The sequence below is a fragment of the Streptomyces sp. NPDC048392 genome, assembly GCF_043200575.1.
In the GTDB taxonomy this organism is placed as follows: Bacteria; Actinomycetota; Actinomycetes; order Streptomycetales; family Streptomycetaceae; genus Streptomyces.
This window is the reverse complement of sequence record NZ_JBICYB010000016.1, coordinates 71,736-94,288: the sequence shown is the minus strand read 5'-3', so window position 1 is coordinate 94,288 and position 22,553 is coordinate 71,736. Positions and strand designations below refer to the sequence as shown.

The following is a 22,553-nucleotide window of genomic DNA, read 5'->3' as shown; positions in this document are numbered from 1 at the left end:
GTTGCGTGGCGCGCGTCAGGTGCTCTGCTGGAGCTGCGGCAGCACCTTGGTGCGGTAGAGGTCGAAGAAGCCGCGCAGGTCCGGGCCGATCTGGTTGACGTAGACGCGGTCGAAACCGGCGTCGGCGAACTGCTTCAGCTCCGCGACGTGCTCGTCCACGTCGTCGCCGCACACCCGGCTGTCCCGCACCATGTCCTCGGTGACCAGGGTCTGTGCCTGCTCGAAGTGCTTCGGCGAGGGCAGCACCTGGCCCAGCTCGCCGGGCAGCTGCTCGTTGGCCCACAACCGGTGCACGGTGCGTACGGCCGCGTCCTTGTCGGTGTCGTAGCAGACCTTCGTGCCCCCGCTGACCAGCTTTCCGCCGCCCCCGCCCTTGCGGTACTGCTCCACCATCGAGGCGTCCGGCATCATCGTGATGTAGCCGTCGCCGACCCGGGCCGCCAGCTTCGTCGCCGCCGGTCCGAAGCCCGAGATGTCGATCGGGACGGGCTCGTCCGGCACGGTGTACAGGCGGGCGTTCTCCACCGTGTAGTGCGTGCCGTGGTGGTTGACCTCCTCGCCGGTGAGCAGCCGGCGAATGATCAGGATGGCCTCCTCCAGCATCTCCAGGCGTACGTGCGCGGCGGGCCAGGCGTCGCCGAGGATGTGCTCGTTCAGCGCCTCGCCGGTGCCGACGCCGAGCCGGAACCGGCCGTCCGTCATCACCGCGCTGGTCGCCGCGGCCTGCGCCACCACCGCCGGGTGGATGCGCACGGTCGGGCAGGTCACCGCCGTCTCCACGGGCAGCGACACCGCGTCGGACAGCGCGCCGATCACCGACCACACGAACGGGCTCTGGCCCTGTTCGCCGTTCCACGGGTGGTAGTGGTCCGAGATCCACAGTGCCTGGAATCCGGCCTGCTCGGCCATCCGCGCCTGCTCGATGAGTTCCGCGGGACCGTACTGCTCGCACGAGAGGAAATAGCCGTACTCGGGCATGGGGGGTTGCCTCCGGACAGGGAGCGGGTGGGTCCGGGGCCGGGTACCCGGCCCCGGGACCGGAAACCGGCGGCGCGGCGGCTTCCTCGCGGACGTGCCACGGCGCTCCCGCGGACGTTTGGACGCCCGGGCCCAGGGGACGCGGAAGGCTCACGAGGTACGCGACAGCCCGGAGGCGAACCGTGAGCCGACCCCGCATCGTGATCGTCGGTGCCGGCTTCGCCGGGTACCGGACGGCCCGCACCCTGTCCCGGCTGACCCGGCACCAGGCCGACATCACGCTGCTCAACCCGACCGACTACTTCCTCTACCTTCCCCTGCTGCCCCAGGTCGCCGCCGGAGTCCTGGAGCCGCGCCGGGTCAGCGTGTCCCTGTCGGGGACGCTGCCGCACGTGCGGCTGGTGCTCGGCGAGGCCGACGGCATCGACCTCGACGGGCACACCGTGCACTACACCGGCCCGGAGGGCGAGGACGGCACGCTCCGCTTCGACCGGCTGGTGCTCGCTGCCGGCAGCGTCAACAAGCTGCTGCCCGTCCCCGGTGTCGCCGAGCACGCCCACGGCTTCCGCGGGCTGCCGGAGGCCCTCTATCTGCGCGATCACGTGACCCGGCAGGTGGAGCTGGCCGCGGCGGCGGAGGACCGGGCCGAGTGTGCGGCGCGGTGCACGTTCGTCGTGGTGGGGGCGGGATACACCGGCACTGAGGTCGCCGCGCACGGTGCGATGTACACCGACGCCCAGGTCCGCAGGCACCCGATGCGCACCGGCATGCGGCCGCGCTGGATGCTCCTGGACGTGGCGCCCCGGGTCATGCCCGAGATGGACGAACGGCTCTCCCGCACCGCCGAGCGGGTGCTGCGGCAGCGGGGCGTCGACGTGCGGATGGGGACCTCCGTGCAGGAGGCCACGCACGACGGGGTCGTGCTGACCGACGGTTCGACCGTCGACACCCGCACCCTGGTGTGGTGCGTGGGCGTGCGGCCCGACCCGCTGGTGGAGTCCCTGGGGCTGCCCGTGGAACGCGGCCGGCTGCTCGTCGACCCCCACCTCCAGGTGCCGGGGCGGCCCGAACTGTTCGCCTGCGGCGACGTCGCCGCCGTGCCCGACCTGGACGAGCCGGGCCAGTACACACCGATGACCGCGCAGCACGCCTGGCGGCACGGCAAGGTATGCGCGCAGAACGTCGCCGCTTCGCTCGGCATCGGGGAACGGCGGGCCTACCGTCACCGGGACCTGGGATTCGTCGTCGACCTCGGTGGCGCCAAGGCCGCCGCCAACCCGCTCGGTCTGCCGATGTCCGGCCCGGCGGCGGGCGCGGTCACCCGCGGCTACCACCTCGCGGCGATGCCGGGCAACCGGGTCCGGGTCGCCGCCGACTGGCTGCTCGACGCGGTACTGCCCCGGCAGGCCGTCCAGCTCGGTCTCGTACGGTCCTGGTCCGTGCCGCTGGAGTCGTCGTCGCCCGAGGTGGCGCGGGTGCCGGGGCGCCCGGAGCGGACCGGGACGGACCCCCGGCCCGCCGGGCGGAGCCCCGGCGGCGAGCCGCGCGAGCAGCAGCCGGGTGGTGAGCCCGCGAGGAGTCAGCCGGGTGGTGAGCCCGCCAGGAGTCAGCCGGGTGGTGAGCCCGCCAGGAGTCAGCCGCACGGTGAGCGTGCGAAGCGCAGCCGCTCCGACTCACCCCGTGCGTCCGGCAAGCCTCGCCGCACCGTCGAAGCCGCCGGACCAAGCCCCGCCCCCGGTCCCGGCAAGCCGGGCAAGGCGTCCCGGACATCCGATGGAAGCCCCGCCGGCGAACGGCCCACCACCCGCCCCGGACCGAGCCGGTCCGCCGGCCCGCCCGCCGCCCCCGAACCCCCGGCGGGCCAACCGCCCCCCGGACCCGACATCGCCCCCGGCCCCGTCAAACGCACCGACGGACGTGCCGTGGAAGGAGACTCATGAACACCGGTGAACTCGTCGACCTCGGACAGCAGTTGCGCGTCGACAGCGTACGGGCGTCCGCCGCTGCGGGCTCCGGGCATCCGACGTCGTCGATGTCCGCCGCGGACCTGATGGCCGTACTGCTGGCCAACCACCTCCGCTACGACTTCGAGCGCCCCGCCCACCCCGGCAACGACCGCTTCGTGCTCTCCAAGGGACACGCCTCACCCCTGCTCTACTCCGCCTTCAAGGCGGCCGGCGCCATCGACGACGAGGAACTGCTCACCTTCCGGAAGCTGGGCAGCCGCCTGGAGGGGCACCCCACGCCGCAGCGGCTGCCGTGGGTCGAGACGGCCACCGGTTCGCTCGGCCAGGGCCTGCCCGTGGGTGTCGGCATCGCGCTGTCCGGCAAGCGTCTCGACCGTACCGACTACCGCGTGTGGGTGCTGTGCGGTGACAGCGAGATGGCCGAGGGGTCGGTGTGGGAGGCCGCCGAGCACGCCGGGCACGAGCGCCTCGACAACCTCACCGTGATCGTCGACGTCAACCGGCTCGGCCAGCGCGGCCCCACCCGGCACGGCCACGACCTCGACGCGTACGCACGCCGTTTCCGGGCCTTCGAGTGGCACACCATCGAGGTCGACGGCCACGACGTCGACGCCATCGACCGCGCCTACGGCGAGGCCCTGTCCACCAGGGGTCAGCCCACCGCGATCATCGCCCGCACCCTCAAGGGCAAGGGAGTGAAGGCGGTGGAGGACCGCGAGGGACAGCACGGCAAGCCGCTGCCCGAGGCAGAGGAGGCCGTCGCCGAACTCGGCGGTCCCCGCGACCTCAGGGTGCGGGTGCACGAGCCCGAGGCCGCGCGGGCCCTGCACTCCACGGGCACCGGACAGATCGAGCTGCCCCGCTACGACAAGGGCGACGAGGTCGCCACCCGCAACGCCTTCGGCGAGGCGCTCGCCGCGCTCGGCACCGCGCGCGGCGACGTCGTCGCCCTCGACGGCGAGGTCGGGGACTCCACGCGGGCCGAGTTCTTCGCCAAGGAACACCCCGAGCGCTACTTCGAGTGCTACATCGCCGAGCAGCAGATGGTCGCCACCGCCGTGGGAATGGCGGCACGCGGCTGGGTGCCGTTCGCCACCACGTTCGCCGCCTTCCTGACCCGCGCCTACGACTTCGTGCGCATGGCCGCGGTCAGCGGCTCCGGCATCAACCTCGTCGGCTCCCACGCGGGCGTCGCCATCGGCCAGGACGGGCCCAGTCAGATGGGCCTGGAGGACCTCGCGATGATGCGGGCCATCCACGGCTCGACCGTGCTGTACCCGTGCGACGCCAACCAGGCCGCCCGCCTCGTCGCCGGGATGGCCGATCTGGAGGGCATCCGCTACCTGCGCACCTCGCGCGGCGAGAGCAAGGTGATCTACGGCCCCGACGAGGAGTTCCCCGTCGGCGGCAGCAAGGTGCTGCGCTCCTCCGACCGGGACCGGCTCACCCTCGTCGCGGCCGGCGTCACCCTGCACGAGGCGCTCGCCGCGGCCGACGCCCTCGAACGGGACGGCATCCCGGTGCGGGTCGTCGACCTGTACTCGGTCAAGCCCGTCGACCGCGCCACGCTGCGCGCGGCCGCCGAGGAGACCGGCTGTCTGGTGACCGTGGAGGACCACCGCCGGGAGGGCGGCATCGGCGACGCGGTCCTGGACGCGTTCAGCGACGGACGGCCCGTGCCCCGGCTGGTCCGGCTCGCGGTCAAGACGATGCCGGGCTCCGCGAGCCCGGCGGAGGAACTGCGTGCCGCGGGGATCGACGCCGAGTCCATCGAGGCGGCCGCACGGATGCTCGTGGAGCAGGCGATCGTTTCGTGAGCGCCGGCGGGGCACGGACCGTGCGGGCCGGCCGGCACACGGTGGAGGTCCACCGGCCGGACAAGGTGCTGTTCCCCGGGGGCGGCGGCGCGAAGGAGTACACCAAGGGCGATCTCGTCGACTACCACCGTGCCGTCGCCCCGTTCATGCTGCCGCACCTGCGGGGCCGCCCGTTGATGCTGGAGCGGCACCCGGACGGAGTCGACGGGCCGAGGTTCATGCAGAAGAACACCCCGGACCACTACCCGGAGTGGATCGACCGCGTCGAGGTCGGCAAGGAGGGCGGCACCGTCTGCCACACCGTCTGCGACGACTCCGCCACCCTCGTCTACCTCGCCGACCAGGCGGCGCTCACCCTGCACCGCTGGCTGTCCCGGACCGGGCGGGTCGACCGGCCGGACCGGATGGTCTTCGACCTCGATCCGGCCGGTGACGACTTCGAGGCGGTCCGGGAAGCGGCCCGGCTCCTGAGCGAGCTGCTCGACGAGCTGGAGCTTCCATCGGCACCGATGACCACCGGTTCCCGGGGACTGCATGTCGTCGTTCCGCTGGACGGCGGCCAAGACTTCGAGGACGTACGGGAGTTCGCGCGCGCAGTCGCCGACGTCCTGGCCGCGGCACACCCCGGCCGGCTCACCACCGCGACCCGCAAGAAGGACCGCGGCGACCGGCTCTACCTCGACATCCAGCGCAACGCCTACGCGCAGACGGCGGTCGCCCCGTTCACCGTCCGCGCCCGGCCGGGCGCCCCCGTGGCCACGCCCATTTCCTGGGACCAGCTGGACGACCCCGCCCTGCACGCCCGCCGCTGGACCGTCGCGGACGCCGTCGAGCAGGCCCGCACCAGACCCTGGGCCGGAATCATGAACCGCGCCAGGGCCCTGGGTCCCGCGCGGCGGCGGCTGGACGCCCTGCACGGCTGAGCGATCCGATCGGCCCGGGCCGCCCGGGCGAGGTTTGGCGAACAGGCTTGCGGCCATACGGAGGGGGAGGTGGCCATGTCGAACACGAAAAACACATCCGAATCGCAAGGCTCACAACAGAGTTCGCAGAAATCATCCCAGACATCACAAGCATCGCGTTCATCTCAAAAGTCCGAGACATCACAAGAGTCTCGGGAGCCGCGCCGTCCCAAGCCGATGGAGGTTCTGCGCGAGGCGCGCACCCAGCTTGCGGAGCTCACCGGTATGACCGCCGAGTCCGTGTCGTCCTTCGAGCAGACGGAGGAGGGATGGGCACTCGAGATCGAGGTCCTCGAACTGGAGCGGGTGCCCGACACCATGAGCCTGATGGCGAGCTACCAGGTGGAGCTCGACTCCGACGGGCAGCTCACGGGCTACCGGCGCGTCCGGCGCTACGAGCGCGGCCGGTCCGACGCGCGCGGCCGCTAGCCGCCCGACCCGACCGGCCGAACGTCTTCACACCCACCGACACGATGGAGGAACAACCGGCATGACTGTCGTACCGGCACAGCAGACCGGCGGCGGAGGCGGCAGCAGCGGCCTCTACGACGTGCTTGAGCTTGTTCTGGACAGGGGGCTCGTCATCGACGCGTTCGTGCGCGTCTCCCTGGTCGGAATCGAGATCCTGAAGATCGACGTCCGCGTCGTCGTCGCCAGCGTGGACACCTATCTGCGGTTCGCCGAGGCGTGCAACCGGCTCGACCTGGAGGCCGGGCCGCGCAAGGACCCGGGGCTGCCCGACCTGGTCGGTGAGATGACCGAGTCCGGTGCCCGCGGCAAGTCCAAGGGGGCGCTGTCCGGCGCCGCCGAGACCATCTCCGACGCGTTCAAGCAGGCCCGTGACGAGGGCGGCTCCGAGCGCGAGACCTCATCGCGTCCGCGCGCCCGCAAGGCCGCGCCCTCGCGCCGGAAGGAGGAGCAGGAGTGAGTACGTACGTCTACGGCATCACCGCCGCCACGCACCCCGCGCTCCCCGAGGGCACGAGAGGAGTCGGTGACCCGCCGCGCGAGGTGCGGGTCCTCAAGGAGGGCGGCCTGGCGGCCGTCGTCAGCGACGCGCCCGAGGGGCTGCGTCCCAAGCGCAGGGAACTGCTCGCCCACCAGAACGTACTGACCGAGATCGGCGCCGACGGCTGCGTGCTGCCCATGCGCTTCGGCAGCGTCGCCCCGGACGACGACGCGGTCACCGGAGTGCTCGCCGAGCGTGCCGAGCACTACGCGGAACGCCTGGAAGCGCTGGACGGCCGGGTCGAGTACAACATCAAGGCCAACCACGTCGAAGAGGCCGTACTGCACCACGTGATGGCCCAGAACCCCGAGATCCGTGCCCTCGCCGAGTCCAACAGGCAGGCTGGAGGCGGCAGTTACGAAGCCAAGATCCAGCTTGGCGAGATGGTCGCCGCCGCGGTCAAGGACAAGGAGGCCGAGGACGCCACCGATCTGGAGCGCGCCCTGGAGCAGGCCGCCGACGCCGTGAGCGTGGGCCCCGAGTCCACCGGCTGGCTGGCCAACGTGTCGTTCCTGGTGAAGCGGGAGACGGCCGACGAGTTCCTGGCCGCCGTCGAGCAGGCCCGCGGGCGGATGCCGCACCTCGAGGTCCGCGTGAACGGCCCGCTGCCCCCCTACAGCTTCGTCGAGCCCGGCCCGGCGGAGCCCGCGGGCACCGCGGCCGGCGGGGCGGACGCCGGAGCGGGGTGACGTCATGGGACTGATCTCGGAGATCCTGCTGCTGCCGCTCGCTCCGGCGCGCGGCAGCGCCTGGGCCATCAGGCAGGTGTTGAACGAGGCCGAGCGGATCTACTACGACCCCGCCACGGTCAGGGCCGAACTTGCCCGTCTGGAAGAGCAGTTGGAGGCCGGCGAGATCACCGAGGAGGAGTTCGACCGACAGGAGGACGAGCTTCTGGACCGGCTGGAGACCGCTACGCGCACGAGCGCGGGATTGGGCAACGGGACGGCGCCATGAATCGAGTGGGACTGGGCCTCGCGGTAGGGGCCGGATATCTGCTGGGACGCACGAAGAAACTGAAACTCGCGGTCGCCGTGGGCACCATGGTGGCCGGCAAGAAGATGAACCTGACCCCGAAGGGCATCGCCGAACTGGTCTCCGGACAGCTCCAGAACAACCCCCAGTTCAAGGAGATCGGGGATCAGCTGCGCACGGACCTGCGGGGTGTGGGCAAGGCCGCCTCGGGCGCCATGGTCGAGCGGCAGATCGAGGCGCTCGCGGACCGGCTGCACGGGCGCACCGCCGAGGTGCGCGACCAGCTCTCCGGCGTGGCGTCCAAGGCGCCCGGCGCCGGATCCGGCGACTCCCGCGACTCCGAGGACTCGGAGGACTCGGAGCAGGACGCGGAGTACGAGGACGAGCAGGCGGACGACGAGCCCGGGGAATCGAGGGAGCGGCGCGAGCCGCAGCGGGAGCCGCGGCGCCGGCGGCCCGCGAAGAAGGCCCCGTCCGAGGCACGGAAGACGGCCGAGGAGACCGCCGAGGAGACACCCGCGAAGCAGGCCGCGGCCAAGGCCCCGGCGAAGAAGGCCGCGGCGAAGCGGGCCCAGCCCGCCAGGAAGGCGGCCGGCAAGAAGACGGCCGGGGCCAGGAGCGCCGCGCGCGGCGCCGGTGGCCGGCAGCCGAAGGGCGGTGCTGAGCGATGAGCGACACCCTCGGTTCCGCGGCCTCCACGGCGGGAAAGGCCGCGAAGAAGAACCCGCTGGCCGACGTGGCGCGGAGCGAGGCGGCCGACCGCCTCAAGGCGGAGGTGCAGGACTACCTCGCCGCCCAGGTCACCCGGCTGCTGACCGGCGTCGGCACCAAGCTCGGCGAGACCACCGGCAAGCTCAACGACATCGCGGAGGGCAACAGCCCCGGATTCGGCCAGCTCGCCCTCGACGGCGGGCGCAAGCTCGCCGAGGGCAAGGGCCCGGTGCGGGCCGCCCTGGAGGTCGGCGCCGGCAAGGTGAAGGACAACGTGGCCGGTGCCTTCAAGAACCTCACCGGCGGCAAGGGCAGGAAGAAGGGCGGCGGGGGCCAGAAGCCGACCGTCATCATCGAGTACGTCGACGTGGGTGTGCCGCTGCGCACCGCCTACGACCAGTGGACCCAGTACCAGGACTTCAGCACCTTCGCCAAGGGCGTCAAGAGCGCGAACCGCGCCGACGACACGTCCTCCGACTGGCAGCTGAAGGTCTTCTGGTCCAACCGCAGCTGGAAGGCGAAGACCACCGAGCAGGTGCCCGACGACCGGATCTCCTGGACCTCCGAGGGCGCCAAGGGCTCGACCAAGGGCTTCGTCAGCTTCCACCGGCTCGCCGACAGCCTGACCCGCGTGGTCCTGGTCATCGAGTACTACCCGAAGGGCCTGTTCGAGAAGACCGGCAACATCTGGCGCGCCCAGGGCCGCCGGGCCCGGCTCGACCTGAAGAACTACGTCCGTCACATCACCTTCAAGGGCGAGGCGGACGACGGCTGGCGCGGCGAGATACGCGACGGCGAGGTCGTCCGCAGCCACGAGGACGCGGTGGCGGAGGAGGAAGAGGAGCAGGAGCAGGAGCAGGACCAGGAGCAGCAGCCCGAGGGCGAGGCGGACGCCGAGTACGACGAGGAGTCCGAGGGCGAGTACGAGGAAGAGCCCGAAGAGGCCGAAGAACCCGAGGGCGAGTACGACGAGGAGCCCGAGGAAGCGTACGAGGAAGAGCCCGAGGGCGAGTACGAGGAAGCGCCGGAGGGCGAGCCCGAGGAGCGGTACGACGAGGAACCGGAGGGCGAGTACGAGGAGGACAAGGAAGCCGGGGAGGACGAGGACGTGTCCCGTGACGGGTACGAGGACGCCGAGGGCGGGAGCCGTCGATGACCACCCCCAGCCGGCTGCCCGATCCCTACGGCCAGGGACAGAGCGCCAATCTCGCCGACATCCTGGAGCGGGTGCTCGACAAGGGCGTCGTCATCGCGGGCGACATCCGGATCAACCTGCTCGACATCGAGTTGCTGACCATCAAGCTGCGGCTCGTCGTCGCCTCCGTCGACAAGGCCAAGGAGATGGGCATCGACTGGTGGGAGAGCGACCCCGCTCTCTCCTCGCGCGCCCGGCGCGACGAACTGACGAGGGAGAACGCCGAGTTGCGCGAGCGTCTGAGAGAGCTGGACCCGGGCCGCGTACCGAGGGAGGCGCCGTGACCGGTCTGCGCTACGTCTACGCCGTCTGCCGCCCCTTCGACGCGGCCCTCCAGAGCCAGCTCACGGGGGTGGCGGGCGATCCGCCCCGGCTGCTGCCGCACGGCGACCTGGTCGCCGTCGTCAGTCATGTGCCCGAGGCCCACTTCGGCGAGGAGGCGCTGCGCGCCCACCTGGAGGACCTGGACTGGCTGACCGGTACCGCCCGCGCCCACCAGCAGGTCGTCGACGCGCTCACCGCCGTCACCACTCCGCTGCCGCTCCGGCTGGCCACCGTCTTCCGGGACGACAGCGGAGTACGTGTGATGCTGGAGGAGCGCGAGACGGCCTTCCGGCGCACGCTCGACCGGCTCGACGGACGGGTGGAATGGGGCGTGAAGGTGTACGTCGAGGCGGAGCCCGAGCAGCGGGCCGCGCCGGCGCAGCCCGCGCCGAAGCCCGCCTCGGGCCGGGACTACCTGCGGCAGCGGCGCCGGCAGACCCGGGCGAACGAGGACCTGTGGACCAGGGCCGAGGAGTTCGCCACGGGTCTGCACCGGTCCCTTTCCGAGCGGGCCGACGACGCACGGCTGCACGCGCCGCAGAATCCCCGCCTTTCCGGTGCCGCCGGACGGAACGTCCTCAATGCCGCCTATCTGGTACGCCGGGACGCGTCCGAGGAATTCGTGGAAATGGTGGACGGCACGAAGGACGACGCCCCGGGAATTCGAGTGGAACTCACCGGGCCCTGGGCGGCCTATTCCTTCGCCGGTGAGGAGGCTGCCGGTGAAGAGACCGCCGGCGGCGAAGACGCGGGGGAGGGGGAGGGGCCGTGACCGTCGTGGAACGCCGTGAGATCGCCCTCGTGGACCTGCTCGACCGGCTGCTGGCCGGCGGAGTCGTCATCACGGGCGACGTCACGCTGCGCATCGCGGACGTCGATCTGGTCCGCATCGACCTCAACGCGCTGATCAGCTCGGTCGACCGCAACGTTCCCTCACCGTTCGGGGACTGACGTGAACGAACATCCCGAGCCCCGCAAGCGGCGCCTCGACCTCGAACCCGACACGGTCGAGCGCGACCTGATCAAGCTGGTGCTGACGGTCGTGGAGCTGCTGCGCCAGCTCATGGAGCGCCAGGCGCTGCGCCGCGTCGACGAGGGCGACCTGAGCGAGGACCAGGAGGAGCGGATCGGTCTCACCCTGATGCTCCTCGACGACCGCATGACCGAACTGCGCGACCGCTACGGCCTGCGGCCCGAGGACCTGAACCTGGACCTCGGGCCGCTGGGACCGCTGCTGCCCCGGGAGTGAGCACTCCCGGGGCAGCAGCCTCGTCGCCTGTGGTGACCGCTCGCGGTTCACCTCAGGCCCTTCACCACCTGTACCAGCGGCCCCTGCCGCCGCCGGTCTTCGTCCCGCGTGCCAGGAAACCGATCAGCCACAGGACCACGACCGCCAGAGCGATCCACCAGAGAATCTTCACCGCGAACCCGACACCGAAAAGGACGAGCACGAGGAGCAGTACGAGCAGAAGCGGAACCATAGTGTTGCACCTCCTGTCGTACCGGTTTCCCGGAATTCCCCGGACAGGCGTCGGTCATGCTTCCTTTCGGCACAGGATTTCTCCGTGCAGGACGCCGAACCAGCCTTCCGGCCGTTTGCCCCACTCCCGCCAGGCCGCGGAGACGGCGTGCAGGCCTTCCGGCGTCGCATGGCCGCCCTCGGTGGCGCGCTCCGCGTACGCCGAGGCCAGGGTGCGGTCCGCCCACAGGCCGCTCCACCACTCCCGTTCCCCGGGGGTGGTGAAGGTCCAGGTGGCCGAGGTCGCCGTGATGTCGGTGAACCCCGCTTCGAGCGCCCAGGCCTTCAGCCGGCGTCCGGCGTCCGGCTCACCGCCGTTGGCGCGGGCGACGCGGTGGTACAGGTCCAGCCAGTCGTCCAGGCCCGGGGACGCGGGGTACCAGGTCATGGCGCCGTAGTCCGAGTCGCGGACGGCGATGATCCCGTTCGGCCCCGCCACCCTGCGCATCTCGCGCAGCGCCCGCACCGGGTCGCCCACGTGCTGGAGCACCTGGTGGGCGTGGACCACGCAGAAGGTGTCGTCCGGGTAGTCCAGCGCGTGCACGTCCCCGACCGCGAAGTCGGTGTTGCCCAGCCCGCGTCCGGCGGCCGTGGCCCGGGCCCGCTCCACGATCCGCGGTGCCCGGTCCACCCCGGTGACGTGGCCGTCCGGGACCAGTTCCGCCAGGTCCGCGGTGATCGTGCCCGGCCCGCAGCCGATGTCCAGGATCCGCATGTGGGGCCGCAGGGAGCCGAGCAGGTAGGCGGCGGAGTTCTCGGCGGTGCGCCAGGTGTGCGAGCGGAGCACGGACTCGTGGTGCCCGTGTGTGTAGACGGCGGTCTCGTGCGGCTTCGGCATGGTGGATCATCCCCTCTCCCGACGGTGTGGTCACCGTACGCCGGTCCACCGCATGTTGAGATACGCGTCTCACCATCTGGCTCGGCGGTGAGTCAGGAGAGCAGGCCGCCGCCGGGCAGCGGCCGGTACACCGTGAGCGCCTGGGGCAGTTTCTCCAGCGTCAGGTCGCCCTCCGTCTCCGTCAGCTCGCCGTCGAACGCCATCAGCGTGCCGGGCGCGACCCCCGACAGGCGCAGCCGCGGCACCTGCACCGCCGCATGGGCGGGCGAGCGGGTCAGCGGCCCCGCGAGGGCCGCGGAGAGCAGCCGCAGCGCGGGCCGACGGCCCCCGTGCACCACCCGCACGTCCAGCTGCCCGTCCGCCAGATCGAGCCGGCGGCCCGAGGCCAGTCCCCTGCGGTGGTACGTGCCGTTGCCCGCGAACAGCATCCACAGCGGGCGCCTGCGGCCGCGTACCTCCGCCTCCAGCGGGTGCCGGTCGGCGCGCAGCACCCGCACGGCCGCCACCACCCCGGCCGGCCAGCCGCCGATCCGCGGCGACCAGCGCTCCCGCTCGTTGACCAGTTCCGGGTACACGCCGAGGCTGAAGGTGTTCAGGAAGACGCCGCGCCGCCCGCCGGAGGCGAACCGCCCCACGTCCACCCGCACCCCCTCACCCCGCTCCAGCGCCCCGCACAGATCCCGTACGTCCTCCACGCCCAGGTCGTAGGCGAAGTGGTTGAGCGTGCCGCCGGGCAACACCGCCAGGGGCAGCCCGTGGCGGAGCGCCACCTCGGCCGCGGCGTTCACGGTGCCGTCGCCGCCGCACACGCCGAGCACCCGGGCATGATCCGCCGCCCTCTCCAGCTCCGCCCGGACGTCCTTCGGCTCGCACTCCACGACCTCCGCGTCGGGCAGCGCGTCGCACAGGGCCCGCACCCGGTCGGAGGTGCCCGAGCCGATGTTGGCCACCATGACCAGGCCCTCCCCGCCGGGGAGCGCCGGCACCTCGGCGCGCGGCCGGGCCGGCGCGACGTGCTGGGCGCGGGTGGGCACCATCGCCCGTACGGCGAACGCGGCGCCCGCCCCGAGCGCCGCACCGGCCAGCACGTCGCTCGGGAAGTGGACGCCGGTGTAGACCCGGGACAGGGTGACCGCGGCGGCCACCGGGGCCACCGCCGCGCCCCACGCCGGGGACTCCAGCGCGACACCGGTCGCGAAGGCCGCGGCCGACGCGGCGTGTCCCGACGGGAAGGACGTCGTGATCGGCTGCCGCTTCAGCTGCCGGACCAGCGGCACCGGGTCCAGCGCCGGACGGCGCCGGCGCACCGAGCGCTTGCCGAGGGTGTTGATCGTCAGCGAGGCCAGGCCCAGCGAGGCGAGGCCCCGGGCAGCGGCCCGGCGGGCCCTCGGAGTGCGGGACGCGGCCAGGGCGGCGCCCGCCGCGAACCAGAGCACCCCGTGGTTGGCGCTGCGGCTCAGCCGGGGCAGCAGGGGGTCGGCGCCGGGCCAGGTGCGCGCCGCGACGGCCTCGAACACACGCTGGTCCAGCCGCAGGAAGCCATTGCGGAGGAGACGTGGTCCTGGCATCGGGGCGGTGAGGTCTACGTCGGGGCTCATGGATCCCGCCTACCCGGCGGACGGCGATTCCTGCCGGTGGTCCGCGCCCCGTGCCGGGTGCGCGCGAGGCGTACGCGGCGGGCCGGACGAAATCGGTTTGCCCGGGGTGCGGCCGGAGCCGCAGAATCCGGTCCATGGGTCACCTCGAAGCCGCGCACCTGGAGTACCTCCTCCCCGACGGGAGGGCTCTGCTCGGCGATGTCTCCTTCCGGGTGGGGGAGGGGGCCGTCGTGGCCCTCGTCGGACCCAACGGCGCGGGCAAGACCACGCTGCTCCGTCTCCTGGCCGGGGAGCTGAAACCGCACGGCGGAACCGTCACCGTCGGCGGCGGCCTCGGCGTGATGCGCCAGTTCGTGGGCTCCGTACGCGACGAGACGACCGTGCGCGACCTGCTGGTGTCCGTCGCGCCGCCCCGGATCCGCGAGGCCGCGCGCGCCGTCGACGCCGCCGAGCACGCGATCATGACGGTGGACGACGAGGCCGCCCAGCTGACGTACGCGCAGGCACTCTCCGACTGGGCCGAGGTGCGCGGGTACGAGGCCGAGACCCTGTGGGACATCTGCACCACCGCCGCGCTGGGCGTGCCGTACGAGAAGGCCCAGTGGCGGCAGGTGGGCACGCTCTCCGGCGGTGAGCAGAAACGCCTCGTCCTGGAGGCGCTGCTGCGCGGCACCGACGAGGTGCTGCTGCTCGACGAGCCGGACAACTACCTCGACGTGCCGGGCAAGCGCTGGCTGGAGGAGCGGCTCGCCGAGACCCGCAAGACCGTGCTGTTCGTCTCCCACGACCGGGAACTCCTGGCCCGCGCCGCCCAGAAGATCGTCTCCGTCGAGCCCGGCCCCGCGGGCGCCGACACCTGGGTGCACGGCGGCGGCTTCACCACCTTCCACGAGGCCCGCCGCGAACGCTTCGCCCGCTTCGAGGAACTGCGCCGCCGCTGGGACGAGAAGCACGCGCAGCTGAGAAAACTGGTACTGACGCTGCGTCAGGCAGCCGAGAACAGCCCGGACATGGCCTCCCGCTACCGCGCCGCCCAGACCCGGCTGCGCAAGTTCGAGGAGGCCGGACCGCCGCCCGAGCCGCCGCGCGAGCAGGACATCAGGATGCGCCTGAAGGGCGGCCGCACCGGCGTCCGCGCCGTCACCTGCCAACAGCTGGAACTCACCGGCCTGATGAAACCCTTCGACCTGGAGGTCTTCTACGGCGAACGGGTCGCGGTCCTCGGCTCCAACGGCTCCGGCAAGTCGCACTTCCTGCGGCTGCTGGCCGGCGGCGACGTGGCGCACACCGGGGAGTGGAAGCTCGGGGCGCGCGTGGTGCCCGGACACTTCGCGCAGACGCACGCCCACCCGGAACTGCTGGGCCGCACACTCCTGGACATCCTGTGGACCGAGCACTCCCAGGACCGCGGCGCCGCCATGTCCCGGCTGCGCCGCTACGAGCTGACCCAGCAGGCCGAGCAGGCCTTCGACCGGCTCTCCGGCGGCCAGCAGGCCCGCTTCCAGATCCTGCTGCTCGAACTCCAGGGCGTCACCGCCCTGCTCCTGGACGAACCGACCGACAACCTCGACCTGGAATCGGCCGAAGCCCTCCAGGAGGGCCTGGAGGGCTTCGAGGGCACCGTCCTCGCGGTCACCCACGACCGCTGGTTCGCCCGCTCCTTCGACCGGTACCTGGTCTTCGGCAGCGACGGACGCGTCCGCGAGACCCCGGAGCCGGTCTGGGACGAACGGCGGGTCGAGCGGGCCCGGTAGGGTCCGTCCGGCAGCGCCGGAGGCCGGGCGGCCGCCCGGGAGCCCGGCCGTTCACTTCCAGCGCAGCAGCGCCCCCAGGCCGCCCACCGGCGCCCTGTCGGAGGTCTCCGGCGGCAGCACCGGCGTCACCGAGATCGCCGGGGCGCCGGTCGTCACCGCCGAGCGCAGCAGGGCGTCGTCCGCCCGTGCCGACCAGGAGTTCTGCTCGCCGAGCGTCTTCAGTTCCGTACGGCGCACCGCCAGCTGGTCGGCGTCCTCGCCGATCCACACCTCGCGGTGCGTGTCGGGGGCGTCCGGGATGACCAGCAGCTCGTCGATGCGGTGCTCCCGGGCGGCCTCGACCAGCGCGGGCACGCCCTCCGCCGCGCCGGCCCGGCCCTCGTCGTCCGGCGACCGGGCGGCCAGGAACCGCTCCAGATCCTCCCGGGCGCGCGCCCGGACGTGCTCCTCGCGCAGCCTTTCCACCTCGTCGTCCAGCAGCCTGCTGCCGGAGCCGTGCGAGGCCTCGGCGACGCGCTGCTGCAGGCGCTTGGGCAGCCGCTCGTGCACCGAGCGCCGCTCCCGGTCGTCACCCACCAGGATCAGCAGGTCGGCGCCCGTCTCCTCCTGGCACACGGCGAGCGCGTCCGCGATCTCCGCCGCGTTGTGCTCCCAGGTGTTCTCCACCCGCAGCTGGAAGTGGCGCTCCGACCAGTCCGCGCTGCTCGTGCGGTGCAGCGGCCACTGCCTGCCGGACACGCCACCCGCGTCCGAGCTGCCCAGCGCGCTGCGCAGCTCGAAGTCGGCGCCCTTGCGGTCGATGTACGCCACCACGCACAGCGGGTCCTCGCCGGCCAGGTCGAGCAGCGGTGCGACGTGCGGCAGCGGGGCCCAGTCGGCGGTGGTGCCGCCGTACGGCGGCCGGGCCAGCTGCGGGTCCAGGATGACCCGCCCGGCACACGCGAACAGGGCCCGCCCATGCGGGTCGGTTGCGTGGCGCAGCCCGTCCACCGCCTCCCGCACCGCCTGACAGGTGGCGTCGTCCGCGCCCTGCTCAGCCAGCTCCCGGGCCACCGCGGCGGCCGTCAGCTCACGTTCGTGAGGGGTGTCCTCCGTGTGCCGGGAGAGGTCGACGTAGACGGAGGCCCAGGGCCCCTGATGTTCGTAGAGGGGGTGCAGAAACGCGAGATCCATGTGGCTGCCCTCCCGGGTGCCGCTCGGGGGTCGTAGTGCTCCGGCGCGGGTACCCGGACCGCATGAACGAACACGAGACGCGGGACGACACCATGACCGGAGTGGACCCGGGCCGCCTGGACGACCAGCAGCTGATGAAGGAGCTGGAGACGATCCACCGCACGCGCCACGACACCCTGCTGTACGGGTCGAACGACGCGCTGCGGGCCCACAACGACCGCATGGCCCGGCTGGAGGGCGAGTGGCTGCGCCGCAACCCCCGGCGTCCGGTCGCCCCGGGCCGCACCCGTGAGGGAGCCAGGGAACGCGGCTGCGGCCAGGCCGCCACCCCCGGCGGCTGAGAGCGGCGGCGGACCACCGGAAGGGCGTCGGCCGCGCCCTTCCGGTGGCCCGCGTCGGCCGGTGGGCGTCGCCCGCCGGCCCGTCGGTTCCTCAGTCGGCCGCCTTGGCGAACTCCGCGAGGTAGGTCGCGCAGAACGCCTCGAGATCGTCCGGCTTACGGCTGCTGATCAGGACGTTGTTTCCGTGGTCGCAGACCTTCACCTGCTCGTCGACCCAGGTGGCGCCCGCGTTGCGCAGGTCGGTCTGCAGACTGGGCCACGAGGTCAGGACCCGGCCCCGCACGACGTCCGCCTCGACGAGTGTCCACGGCGCGTGGCAGATGGCGGCCACCGGGCGGCCCTGCTCGAAGAAGTCGCGGACGAACGCCACGGCCTTCTCGTCGGTCCGCAGGAAGTCCGGGTTGGCCACGCCACCGGGCAGGACCAGCCCGCCGAACGAGTCGGCGGAGGTGTCGCCCACCACCTCGTCGACCGGGAACGTGTCCGCCTTGTCGAGGTGGTTGAAGCCCTGGATCTCGCCGGACTGGGTGGAGACGAGCACGGGCTCGTGTCCCGCGTCCTTCGCCGCCTGCCACGGCTGGGTCAGTTCGACCTGTTCCACGCCCTCGGGCGCGGTGAGAAATGCGATGCGCATGAGGCTGTATTCCTTTCCGGCGCGTCGGACCCGTGTCGCCGTCCGGCGCGCGTATGTCGTTCGGCCCTGGGTGTCGTGCGGCCAGATGTCGTCCGGCCGTCCGGCCGTATGTCGTTCAGCCGTAGGTGGTTCGGCCGCGTGTCATCGGCCGTGTGCCGTTCGGCCGTGGTGCGGTGCGGTGCGGTCCGGCTCGGCTCCCGTCCGGGTGTCCGGGGCAGCGCTGCCGGGGGCGGCCAGGTCGCCGAGACCCACCGTGCCGACCGGCAGTCCGTCCTCCACGACCGGCAGCCGGTACACGGCGTGCTCGCGCATCAGCGCCTCCACGTCCGCCACCGGGTCGTTGGGCGAGACCAGCAGCGGGTTCCGGCTGCAGACCGTCCGGACACTCACCGCCATCGGGTCGAGTCCTTCCGCCACCGCCCGGACCGCGATGTCCCGGTCGGTGAGCATGCCCACGACTTCCTGCCCGTCCGCGACCACCACGTCACGGATGTGCTGCGTACGCATCAACCGCGCCGCCTCGACCAGGGAGGATCCGGGGCGGACGGCGGCCACGCCCGCAGTCATGACATCCTTCACGTACTCGGCCATCGAGGCCCGCCCTTCCCGGCGCCTACGCGCCCTGCGGCCCGGGCGGACCGGACCGGCCGTCCTCGGTGAGGGCCACCGCCAGTTCCTGGACGTTGTCGTAGCGCGCCTTGTGCGGCAGCCGGTCCAGTCCCTCGACGAGGGCGTCCGGCGCGTTGCCCCGGCGCAGTTCGCGGGTCAGTTCCCGCGGTCCCGCGGGGAAGCTGCCCCGCGTGAGGTTGCGGGCCAGTTCGAGCCGCAGGGCCTCCAGATACGTCGGTCCGCGGCCCGGTGTCACGGGTCCGTAGGTGACGTCCGGATCGTCCTCGGCGGCCGGTTCCGGGTCGTTCCACTCCTCGCTGCGGGTGGGGTGCCCGGACCTGAGCAGGCCCTGCAGTTCGTGCTTCATCTCGTCGTCGCGGTGGACGCTCATCCGGTCGCTGCCTCGCTGCATGTCTCCCTCCATCCTCAGGGTGCCGACCGCGTACCCGGACACCGCCGACCGACACGGAATCGCCCGGACGGGTCCCTTCCGATTTCCTGGAGGCGGGGTGCGTGCCCGGTCCGGGCCGAAAGGCGGCCGAGGACGGATCAGTAATCGAGAAGCGCGGGCCGTCGTGCCCCCTCTAGCGTGTGACCACTGAGGGCGTCACCTTCACCTAGCCCCCGACGGATGGAGACACGATGAGCAGCGTCAAGAGGACGGACCCCCGGGCGCCCGGGTCGCACGTCGCCGACGGCCACGACCTCATCCGCGTGCTCGGCGCCCGCGAGAACAACCTCAAGGACGTCAGCGTCGAGATTCCCAAGCGGCGGCTGACGGTGTTCACCGGCGTCTCCGGATCGGGCAAGAGCTCACTGGTGTTCAACACGATCGCCGCCGAGTCGCAGCGGCTGATCAACGAGACCTACAGCGCCTTCGTCCAGGGCTTCATGCCCACGCTCGCCAGGCCCGAGGTCGACGTCCTCGAGGGCCTCACCACCGCGATCATCGTGGACCAGCAGCGGATGGGCGCCGACCCCCGCTCCACCGTCGGCACCGCCACCGACGTCCACGCGATGCTGCGCATCCTCTTCAGCCGCCTCGGCGAGCCGCACATCGGCCCGCCCAGCGCGTACTCCTTCAACACCGCCTCGGTCCGGGCCAGCGGCGCGATCACCGTGGAGCGCGGCGACAAGAAGGCCGTGAGGGCGACCTACCAGCGCACCGGCGGCATGTGCACGCGCTGCGAGGGCCGCGGCACCGTATCCGACATCGACCTCACCCAGCTCTACGACGACTCCAGGTCGCTCGCCGAGGGTGCCTTCACCATCCCCGGCTGGAAGTCGGACAGCCAGTGGACCGTGCAGGTGTACGCCCAGTCCGGCTTCGTCGACCCGGACAAGCCGATCCGCGAGTACACCGAGAGGGAACTGCGGGACTTCCTCTACGGCGAGCCGGTCAAGGTGAAGGTCAACGGCGTCAACCTCACCTACGAAGGCCTCATCCCCAAGATCCAGAAGTCGTTCCTGTCCAAGGACAAGGAGGCGATGCAGCCGCACATCAGGGCCTTCGTGGAGCGGGCGGTCACCTTCACCACCTGCCCCGAGTGCGAGGGCACCCGGCTCAGCGAGGGCGCCAGATCCTCGAAGATCGGCAAGATCAGCATCGCCGACGCCTGCGCGATGGAGATCCGGGACCTGGCGGAGTGGGTACGCGAACTCGACGAGCCGTCGGTGGCCCCGCTGCTCACGGCGCTGCGGGACGCCCTCGACTCCTTCGTGGAGATCGGCCTCGGCTACCTCTCGCTCGACCGGCCGGCGGGCACCCTGTCGGGCGGCGAGGCACAGCGCGTCAAGATGGTCCGCCACCTCGGCTCCTCGCTCACCGACACCACGTACGTCTTCGACGAGCCCACCATCGGACTGCACCCCCACGACATCCGGCGGATGAACGATCTGCTGCTGCGGCTGCGGGACAAGGGCAACACGGTCCTCGTCGTCGAGCACAAGCCGGAGACGATCGCCATCGCCGACCATGTCGTCGACCTCGGCCCCGGCGCCGGCACGGAGGGCGGCACCGTCTGCTTCGAGGGCACCGTCGAGGGCCTGCGGTCGAGCGGCACCAGCACCGGCCGCCACCTGGACGACCGCGCCTCCCTCAAGGAGTCGGTCCGCAAGCCCACCGGCGCTCTGGAGATCCGCGGCGCGACGACGCACAACCTCCAGGGTGTCGACGCGGACGTCCCGCTCGGCGTGCTCTGCGTCGTGACCGGCGTGGCGGGCTCCGGCAAGAGTTCGCTGATCCACGGGTCGGTCCCAGCCGGCGCGGACGTCGTCTCGGTCGACCAGAGCCCGATCAAGGGCTCGCGCCGCAGCAACCCGGCGACGTACACGGGCCTGCTCGACCCGATCCGCAAGGCCTTCGCCAAGGCCAACGGTGTGAAGCCCGCCCTGTTCAGCGCCAACTCCGAGGGCGCCTGCCCCACCTGCAACGGCGCCGGCGTCATCTACACCGACCTGGCGATGATGGCCGGCGTCGCCGCCCCGTGCGAGGACTGCGAGGGCAAGCGGTTCCAGCCCGCGGTGCTGGAGTACCTCTTCGGCGGCCGGGACATCAGCGAGGTGCTCGCCATGTCGGTGGACCGGGCCGAGGAGTTCTTCGGCACCGGTCAGGCGCGCACCCCGGCCGCGCACCGGGTCCTCGAGCGGCTCGCCGACGTCGGGCTCGGCTACCTCACCCTCGGCCAGCCGCTCACCACGCTCTCCGGCGGCGAGCGGCAGCGGCTGAAGCTCGCCACGCACATGGGTGAGAAGGGCGGCGTGTACGTCCTCGACGAGCCCACCACCGGCCTGCACCTCGCCGACGTCGAGCAACTGCTCGGCCTGCTCGACCGCCTCGTCGACGCCGGCAAGTCGGTCATCGTCGTCGAGCACCACCAGGCCGTCATGGCCCACGCCGACTGGATCATCGACCTCGGCCCCGGCGCCGGCCACGACGGAGGCCGGATCGTATTCGAGGGCACCCCCGCCGACCTCGTCGCCGACCGCTCCACCCTCACCGGCGAGCACCTCGCCGCCTACGTCGGCGCCTGAGCGTGCCGACGGCCCACGGCACCGGCACCGCTACCGGCGGTGTCCGGCGCTGTGGGATCGTGGTCGCGTGACGACGCTGGAGGACCTGGCCCGGCTGCGGCGGGCCCGCGACCTGATGGACCGCGCGTACGCCGAGCCGCTCGACGTTCCGGCGCTGGCCCGCGTCGCCCTCATGTCGGCGGGCCACTTCTCCCGCAGCTTCCGCGCCGCCTACGGGGAGACGCCCTACAGCTACCTGATGACGCGCCGCATCGAGCGCGCCAAGGCGCTGCTGCGGCGCGGCGGCATGAGCGTCACCGAGGTCTGCTTCGCGGTCGGCTGTACCTCGCTCGGTTCGTTCAGCTCGCGGTTCACCGAACTGGTCGGCGTGAGCCCGAGCGCGTACCGGGACCGCGACCACGCCGACGGCGCCGACATCCCGGCCTGCGTCGCCAAGGTCCACACCCGACCGGTCCGCAGCGGTGGGTCGGTCGGGAACGGTGGGCCGGCCCGCGACGGTGGGTCGGTCAGGAACGGAGAAGCGACGCCCGTGCCACCGCCCGTAGCGTGACACGCATGGACATCAACCTCTCGCAGTGCTTCATCGCCGTGGACGACCACGACAAGGCGCTCGCCTTCTACCGGGACGTGCTCGGCATGGAGGTCCGCAACGACGTCGCGTTCGAGGGAATGCGCTGGGTGACCGTCGGCTCCCCGGCCCAGCCCGGCGTGGACATCGTCCTCGAACCCCCGCTCGCGGACCCCAACGCGTCGGCCGCCGACAGGGAGGCCATGGCCGAACTGCTGGCGAAGGGCCTGCTGCGCGGTGTCGTCTTCGCCACCGACGACGTCGACGCCACCTTCGAACACGTCCGTGCCGCGGGTGCCGAGGTCCTCCAGGAGCCGGTCGACCAGCCCTACGGCGTCCGCGACTGCGCCTTCCGCGACCCGGCCGGCAACATGCTGCGCTTCAACCAGCCACGGAGGGGCTGACCGGGTCCGGTCCCGCACGCGGAGATCCGGGTGTTTGGAGTGGCGGACCGGGGGCAGGCGCAAGTTCAGTGCTTCGGACAGGAGGCACGTCCGTGGGAGCGGCGCGACGCCGCCACGGATGCGTCCGTCCGGGGGCTGGACGCC

At 72.3% G+C, this 22,553-nt stretch carries 26 protein-coding genes; 18 read left to right on the top strand and 8 right to left on the bottom strand.

Annotated elements, in window-relative coordinates; genetic code table 11:
* Positions 1 to 15: 15 nt before the first annotated feature.
* Positions 16 to 978 carry an LLM class F420-dependent oxidoreductase gene (locus ACGFYH_RS21995; protein ID WP_393804843.1) on the bottom strand — a complete coding sequence of 321 codons (963 nt, stop codon included), beginning with the start codon at positions 976 to 978 and terminating at the stop codon, positions 16 to 18.
* Between the two features lie 182 nt (positions 979 to 1,160).
* Here ACGFYH_RS21995 and ACGFYH_RS21990 point away from each other — a divergent pair, with 182 nt between their 5' ends.
* From ACGFYH_RS21990 to ACGFYH_RS21930, 13 genes are all read left to right on the top strand, one after another.
* Entirely contained in the window at positions 1,161 to 2,918 is a 1,758-nt protein-coding gene (locus ACGFYH_RS21990) for an FAD-dependent oxidoreductase (RefSeq protein ID WP_393804842.1), read from the top strand.
* On the top strand, positions 2,915 to 4,762 hold the full coding sequence (locus ACGFYH_RS21985) for a transketolase (protein ID WP_393804841.1): 1,848 nt from the start codon (positions 2,915 to 2,917) through the stop codon (positions 4,760 to 4,762). Before ACGFYH_RS21990 ends, ACGFYH_RS21985 begins: the two co-directional genes overlap by 4 nt.
* On the top strand, positions 4,759 to 5,685 hold the full coding sequence (ligD, locus tag ACGFYH_RS21980; RefSeq protein WP_393804840.1) for a non-homologous end-joining DNA ligase: 927 nt from the start codon (positions 4,759 to 4,761) through the stop codon (positions 5,683 to 5,685). Before ACGFYH_RS21985 ends, ligD begins: the two co-directional genes overlap by 4 nt.
* Before the next feature lie 75 nt (positions 5,686 to 5,760).
* Complete coding sequence (locus ACGFYH_RS21975; RefSeq protein ID WP_393804839.1) at positions 5,761 to 6,153, top strand: gas vesicle protein; 393 nt, start codon at positions 5,761 to 5,763, stop codon at positions 6,151 to 6,153.
* Between the two features lie 61 nt (positions 6,154 to 6,214).
* On the top strand, positions 6,215 to 6,652 hold the full coding sequence (locus tag ACGFYH_RS21970; RefSeq protein ID WP_030178468.1) for a gas vesicle structural protein GvpA: 438 nt from the start codon (positions 6,215 to 6,217) through the stop codon (positions 6,650 to 6,652).
* Positions 6,649 to 7,422, top strand: a complete 774-nt coding sequence (locus ACGFYH_RS21965; protein WP_393804838.1) for a GvpL/GvpF family gas vesicle protein — start codon at positions 6,649 to 6,651, stop codon at positions 7,420 to 7,422. The genes ACGFYH_RS21970 and ACGFYH_RS21965 overlap by 4 nt, the downstream gene beginning before the upstream one ends.
* Positions 7,423 to 7,426: 4 nt before the next feature.
* Positions 7,427 to 7,690 carry a gas vesicle protein GvpG gene (locus ACGFYH_RS21960; protein WP_393804837.1) on the top strand — a complete coding sequence of 88 codons (264 nt, stop codon included), beginning with the start codon at positions 7,427 to 7,429 and terminating at the stop codon, positions 7,688 to 7,690.
* On the top strand, positions 7,687 to 8,379 hold the full coding sequence (locus ACGFYH_RS21955; protein ID WP_393804836.1) for a DNA primase: 693 nt from the start codon (positions 7,687 to 7,689) through the stop codon (positions 8,377 to 8,379). Before ACGFYH_RS21960 ends, ACGFYH_RS21955 begins: the two co-directional genes overlap by 4 nt.
* Positions 8,376 to 9,575, top strand: coding sequence for an SRPBCC family protein (locus ACGFYH_RS21950; protein WP_393804835.1), 1,200 nt, complete (start codon positions 8,376 to 8,378; stop codon positions 9,573 to 9,575). Before ACGFYH_RS21955 ends, ACGFYH_RS21950 begins: the two co-directional genes overlap by 4 nt.
* Positions 9,572 to 9,898 (top strand): gas vesicle protein, encoded by a 327-nt coding sequence (locus ACGFYH_RS21945; RefSeq protein WP_055419336.1) that lies wholly within the window; start codon positions 9,572 to 9,574, stop codon positions 9,896 to 9,898. The genes ACGFYH_RS21950 and ACGFYH_RS21945 overlap by 4 nt, the downstream gene beginning before the upstream one ends.
* The gene (locus ACGFYH_RS21940; protein WP_393804834.1) at positions 9,895 to 10,710 is read left to right on the top strand and encodes a GvpL/GvpF family gas vesicle protein; all 816 of its coding nucleotides are present in this window, start codon (positions 9,895 to 9,897) and stop codon (positions 10,708 to 10,710) included. The genes ACGFYH_RS21945 and ACGFYH_RS21940 overlap by 4 nt, the downstream gene beginning before the upstream one ends.
* On the top strand, positions 10,707 to 10,889 hold the full coding sequence (locus ACGFYH_RS21935) for a gas vesicle protein (protein ID WP_393804833.1): 183 nt from the start codon (positions 10,707 to 10,709) through the stop codon (positions 10,887 to 10,889). Before ACGFYH_RS21940 ends, ACGFYH_RS21935 begins: the two co-directional genes overlap by 4 nt.
* 1 nt (position 10,890) lies before the next feature.
* Complete coding sequence (locus ACGFYH_RS21930; protein WP_393804832.1) at positions 10,891 to 11,187, top strand: gas vesicle protein K; 297 nt, start codon at positions 10,891 to 10,893, stop codon at positions 11,185 to 11,187.
* A gap of 61 nt (positions 11,188 to 11,248) precedes the next feature.
* Here the strand turns inward: ACGFYH_RS21930 and ACGFYH_RS21925 are convergent, their stop codons facing one another.
* From ACGFYH_RS21925 to ACGFYH_RS21915, 3 genes are all read right to left on the bottom strand, one after another.
* On the bottom strand, positions 11,249 to 11,419 hold the full coding sequence (locus tag ACGFYH_RS21925; protein WP_393804831.1) for a hydrophobic protein: 171 nt from the start codon (positions 11,417 to 11,419) through the stop codon (positions 11,249 to 11,251).
* A 54-nt stretch (positions 11,420 to 11,473) separates the two neighbouring features.
* Positions 11,474 to 12,295: a methyltransferase domain-containing protein gene (locus ACGFYH_RS21920; protein ID WP_393804830.1), complete on the bottom strand. Its 822-nt coding sequence runs from the start codon at positions 12,293 to 12,295 to the stop codon at positions 11,474 to 11,476.
* A 92-nt stretch (positions 12,296 to 12,387) separates the two neighbouring features.
* Entirely contained in the window at positions 12,388 to 13,893 is a 1,506-nt protein-coding gene (locus ACGFYH_RS21915; RefSeq protein ID WP_393804829.1) for a bifunctional phosphatase PAP2/diacylglycerol kinase family protein, read from the bottom strand.
* A 134-nt stretch (positions 13,894 to 14,027) separates the two neighbouring features.
* On the opposite strand from ACGFYH_RS21915, the gene ACGFYH_RS21910 reads away from it, so the two are divergent.
* Positions 14,028 to 15,647 (top strand): ATP-binding cassette domain-containing protein, encoded by a 1,620-nt coding sequence (locus tag ACGFYH_RS21910; protein WP_393804828.1) that lies wholly within the window; start codon positions 14,028 to 14,030, stop codon positions 15,645 to 15,647.
* A gap of 51 nt (positions 15,648 to 15,698) precedes the next feature.
* Here the strand turns inward: ACGFYH_RS21910 and ACGFYH_RS21905 are convergent, their stop codons facing one another.
* Positions 15,699 to 16,820: a Vms1/Ankzf1 family peptidyl-tRNA hydrolase gene (locus ACGFYH_RS21905; RefSeq protein WP_393804827.1), complete on the bottom strand. Its 1,122-nt coding sequence runs from the start codon at positions 16,818 to 16,820 to the stop codon at positions 15,699 to 15,701.
* A 62-nt stretch (positions 16,821 to 16,882) separates the two neighbouring features.
* Here ACGFYH_RS21905 and ACGFYH_RS21900 point away from each other — a divergent pair, with 62 nt between their 5' ends.
* Positions 16,883 to 17,161 carry a DUF6158 family protein gene (locus ACGFYH_RS21900; RefSeq protein ID WP_393804826.1) on the top strand — a complete coding sequence of 93 codons (279 nt, stop codon included), beginning with the start codon at positions 16,883 to 16,885 and terminating at the stop codon, positions 17,159 to 17,161.
* Positions 17,162 to 17,252: 91 nt separating this feature from the next.
* Here the strand turns inward: ACGFYH_RS21900 and ACGFYH_RS21895 are convergent, their stop codons facing one another.
* The 3 genes from ACGFYH_RS21895 to ACGFYH_RS21885 form a co-directional block, all read right to left on the bottom strand.
* The gene (locus ACGFYH_RS21895; protein ID WP_393804825.1) at positions 17,253 to 17,795 is read right to left on the bottom strand and encodes a type 1 glutamine amidotransferase domain-containing protein; all 543 of its coding nucleotides are present in this window, start codon (positions 17,793 to 17,795) and stop codon (positions 17,253 to 17,255) included.
* Positions 17,796 to 17,936: 141 nt separating this feature from the next.
* Positions 17,937 to 18,386: a CBS domain-containing protein gene (locus ACGFYH_RS21890; protein ID WP_393804824.1), complete on the bottom strand. Its 450-nt coding sequence runs from the start codon at positions 18,384 to 18,386 to the stop codon at positions 17,937 to 17,939.
* 22 nt (positions 18,387 to 18,408) lie between these two features.
* Positions 18,409 to 18,816, bottom strand: coding sequence for a DUF2795 domain-containing protein (locus ACGFYH_RS21885; protein ID WP_393804823.1), 408 nt, complete (start codon positions 18,814 to 18,816; stop codon positions 18,409 to 18,411).
* A 230-nt stretch (positions 18,817 to 19,046) separates the two neighbouring features.
* Here ACGFYH_RS21885 and ACGFYH_RS21880 point away from each other — a divergent pair, with 230 nt between their 5' ends.
* The 3 genes from ACGFYH_RS21880 to ACGFYH_RS21870 all read left to right on the top strand — a co-directional run bounded on the left by ACGFYH_RS21880 (position 19,047) and on the right by ACGFYH_RS21870 (position 22,409).
* Positions 19,047 to 21,437, top strand: a complete 2,391-nt coding sequence (locus tag ACGFYH_RS21880) for an ATP-binding cassette domain-containing protein (protein ID WP_393804822.1) — start codon at positions 19,047 to 19,049, stop codon at positions 21,435 to 21,437.
* A 67-nt stretch (positions 21,438 to 21,504) separates the two neighbouring features.
* A complete protein-coding gene (locus ACGFYH_RS21875; RefSeq protein ID WP_393804821.1) occupies positions 21,505 to 21,987 on the top strand; it encodes a helix-turn-helix transcriptional regulator in 483 nt (160 codons plus the stop codon).
* 5 nt (positions 21,988 to 21,992) lie between these two features.
* On the top strand, positions 21,993 to 22,409 hold the full coding sequence (locus ACGFYH_RS21870) for a VOC family protein (protein WP_393804820.1): 417 nt from the start codon (positions 21,993 to 21,995) through the stop codon (positions 22,407 to 22,409).
* Positions 22,410 to 22,553: the final 144 nt, after the last annotated feature.

Bases quoted from the DNA above. Each gene is read 5' to 3' on its own strand.
- ACGFYH_RS21885 (WP_393804823.1), bottom strand. From the start codon at position 18,816: ATGCAGCGAGGCAGCGACCGGATGAGCGTCCACCGCGACGACGAGATG.
- ACGFYH_RS21890 (WP_393804824.1), bottom strand. From the start codon at position 18,386: ATGGCCGAGTACGTGAAGGATGTCATGACTGCGGGCGTGGCCGCCGTC.
- ACGFYH_RS21945 (WP_055419336.1), top strand. From the start codon at position 9,572: ATGACCACCCCCAGCCGGCTGCCCGATCCCTACGGCCAGGGACAGAGC.
- ACGFYH_RS21950 (WP_393804835.1), top strand. From the start codon at position 8,376: ATGAGCGACACCCTCGGTTCCGCGGCCTCCACGGCGGGAAAGGCCGCG.
- ACGFYH_RS21985 (WP_393804841.1), top strand. From the start codon at position 2,915: ATGAACACCGGTGAACTCGTCGACCTCGGACAGCAGTTGCGCGTCGAC.
- ACGFYH_RS21905 (WP_393804827.1), bottom strand. From the start codon at position 16,820: ATGGATCTCGCGTTTCTGCACCCCCTCTACGAACATCAGGGGCCCTGG.
- ACGFYH_RS21955 (WP_393804836.1), top strand. From the start codon at position 7,687: ATGAATCGAGTGGGACTGGGCCTCGCGGTAGGGGCCGGATATCTGCTG.
- ACGFYH_RS21870 (WP_393804820.1), top strand. From the start codon at position 21,993: ATGGACATCAACCTCTCGCAGTGCTTCATCGCCGTGGACGACCACGAC.
- ACGFYH_RS21960 (WP_393804837.1), top strand. From the start codon at position 7,427: ATGGGACTGATCTCGGAGATCCTGCTGCTGCCGCTCGCTCCGGCGCGC.
- ACGFYH_RS21895 (WP_393804825.1), bottom strand. From the start codon at position 17,795: ATGCGCATCGCATTTCTCACCGCGCCCGAGGGCGTGGAACAGGTCGAA.
- ACGFYH_RS21915 (WP_393804829.1), bottom strand. From the start codon at position 13,893: ATGAGCCCCGACGTAGACCTCACCGCCCCGATGCCAGGACCACGTCTC.
- ACGFYH_RS21910 (WP_393804828.1), top strand. From the start codon at position 14,028: ATGGGTCACCTCGAAGCCGCGCACCTGGAGTACCTCCTCCCCGACGGG.
- ACGFYH_RS21900 (WP_393804826.1), top strand. From the start codon at position 16,883: ATGAACGAACACGAGACGCGGGACGACACCATGACCGGAGTGGACCCG.
- ACGFYH_RS21925 (WP_393804831.1), bottom strand. From the start codon at position 11,419: ATGGTTCCGCTTCTGCTCGTACTGCTCCTCGTGCTCGTCCTTTTCGGT.
- ACGFYH_RS21880 (WP_393804822.1), top strand. From the start codon at position 19,047: ATGAGCAGCGTCAAGAGGACGGACCCCCGGGCGCCCGGGTCGCACGTC.
- ACGFYH_RS21995 (WP_393804843.1), bottom strand. From the start codon at position 978: ATGCCCGAGTACGGCTATTTCCTCTCGTGCGAGCAGTACGGTCCCGCG.
- ACGFYH_RS21975 (WP_393804839.1), top strand. From the start codon at position 5,761: ATGTCGAACACGAAAAACACATCCGAATCGCAAGGCTCACAACAGAGT.
- ACGFYH_RS21920 (WP_393804830.1), bottom strand. From the start codon at position 12,295: ATGCCGAAGCCGCACGAGACCGCCGTCTACACACACGGGCACCACGAG.
- ACGFYH_RS21970 (WP_030178468.1), top strand. From the start codon at position 6,215: ATGACTGTCGTACCGGCACAGCAGACCGGCGGCGGAGGCGGCAGCAGC.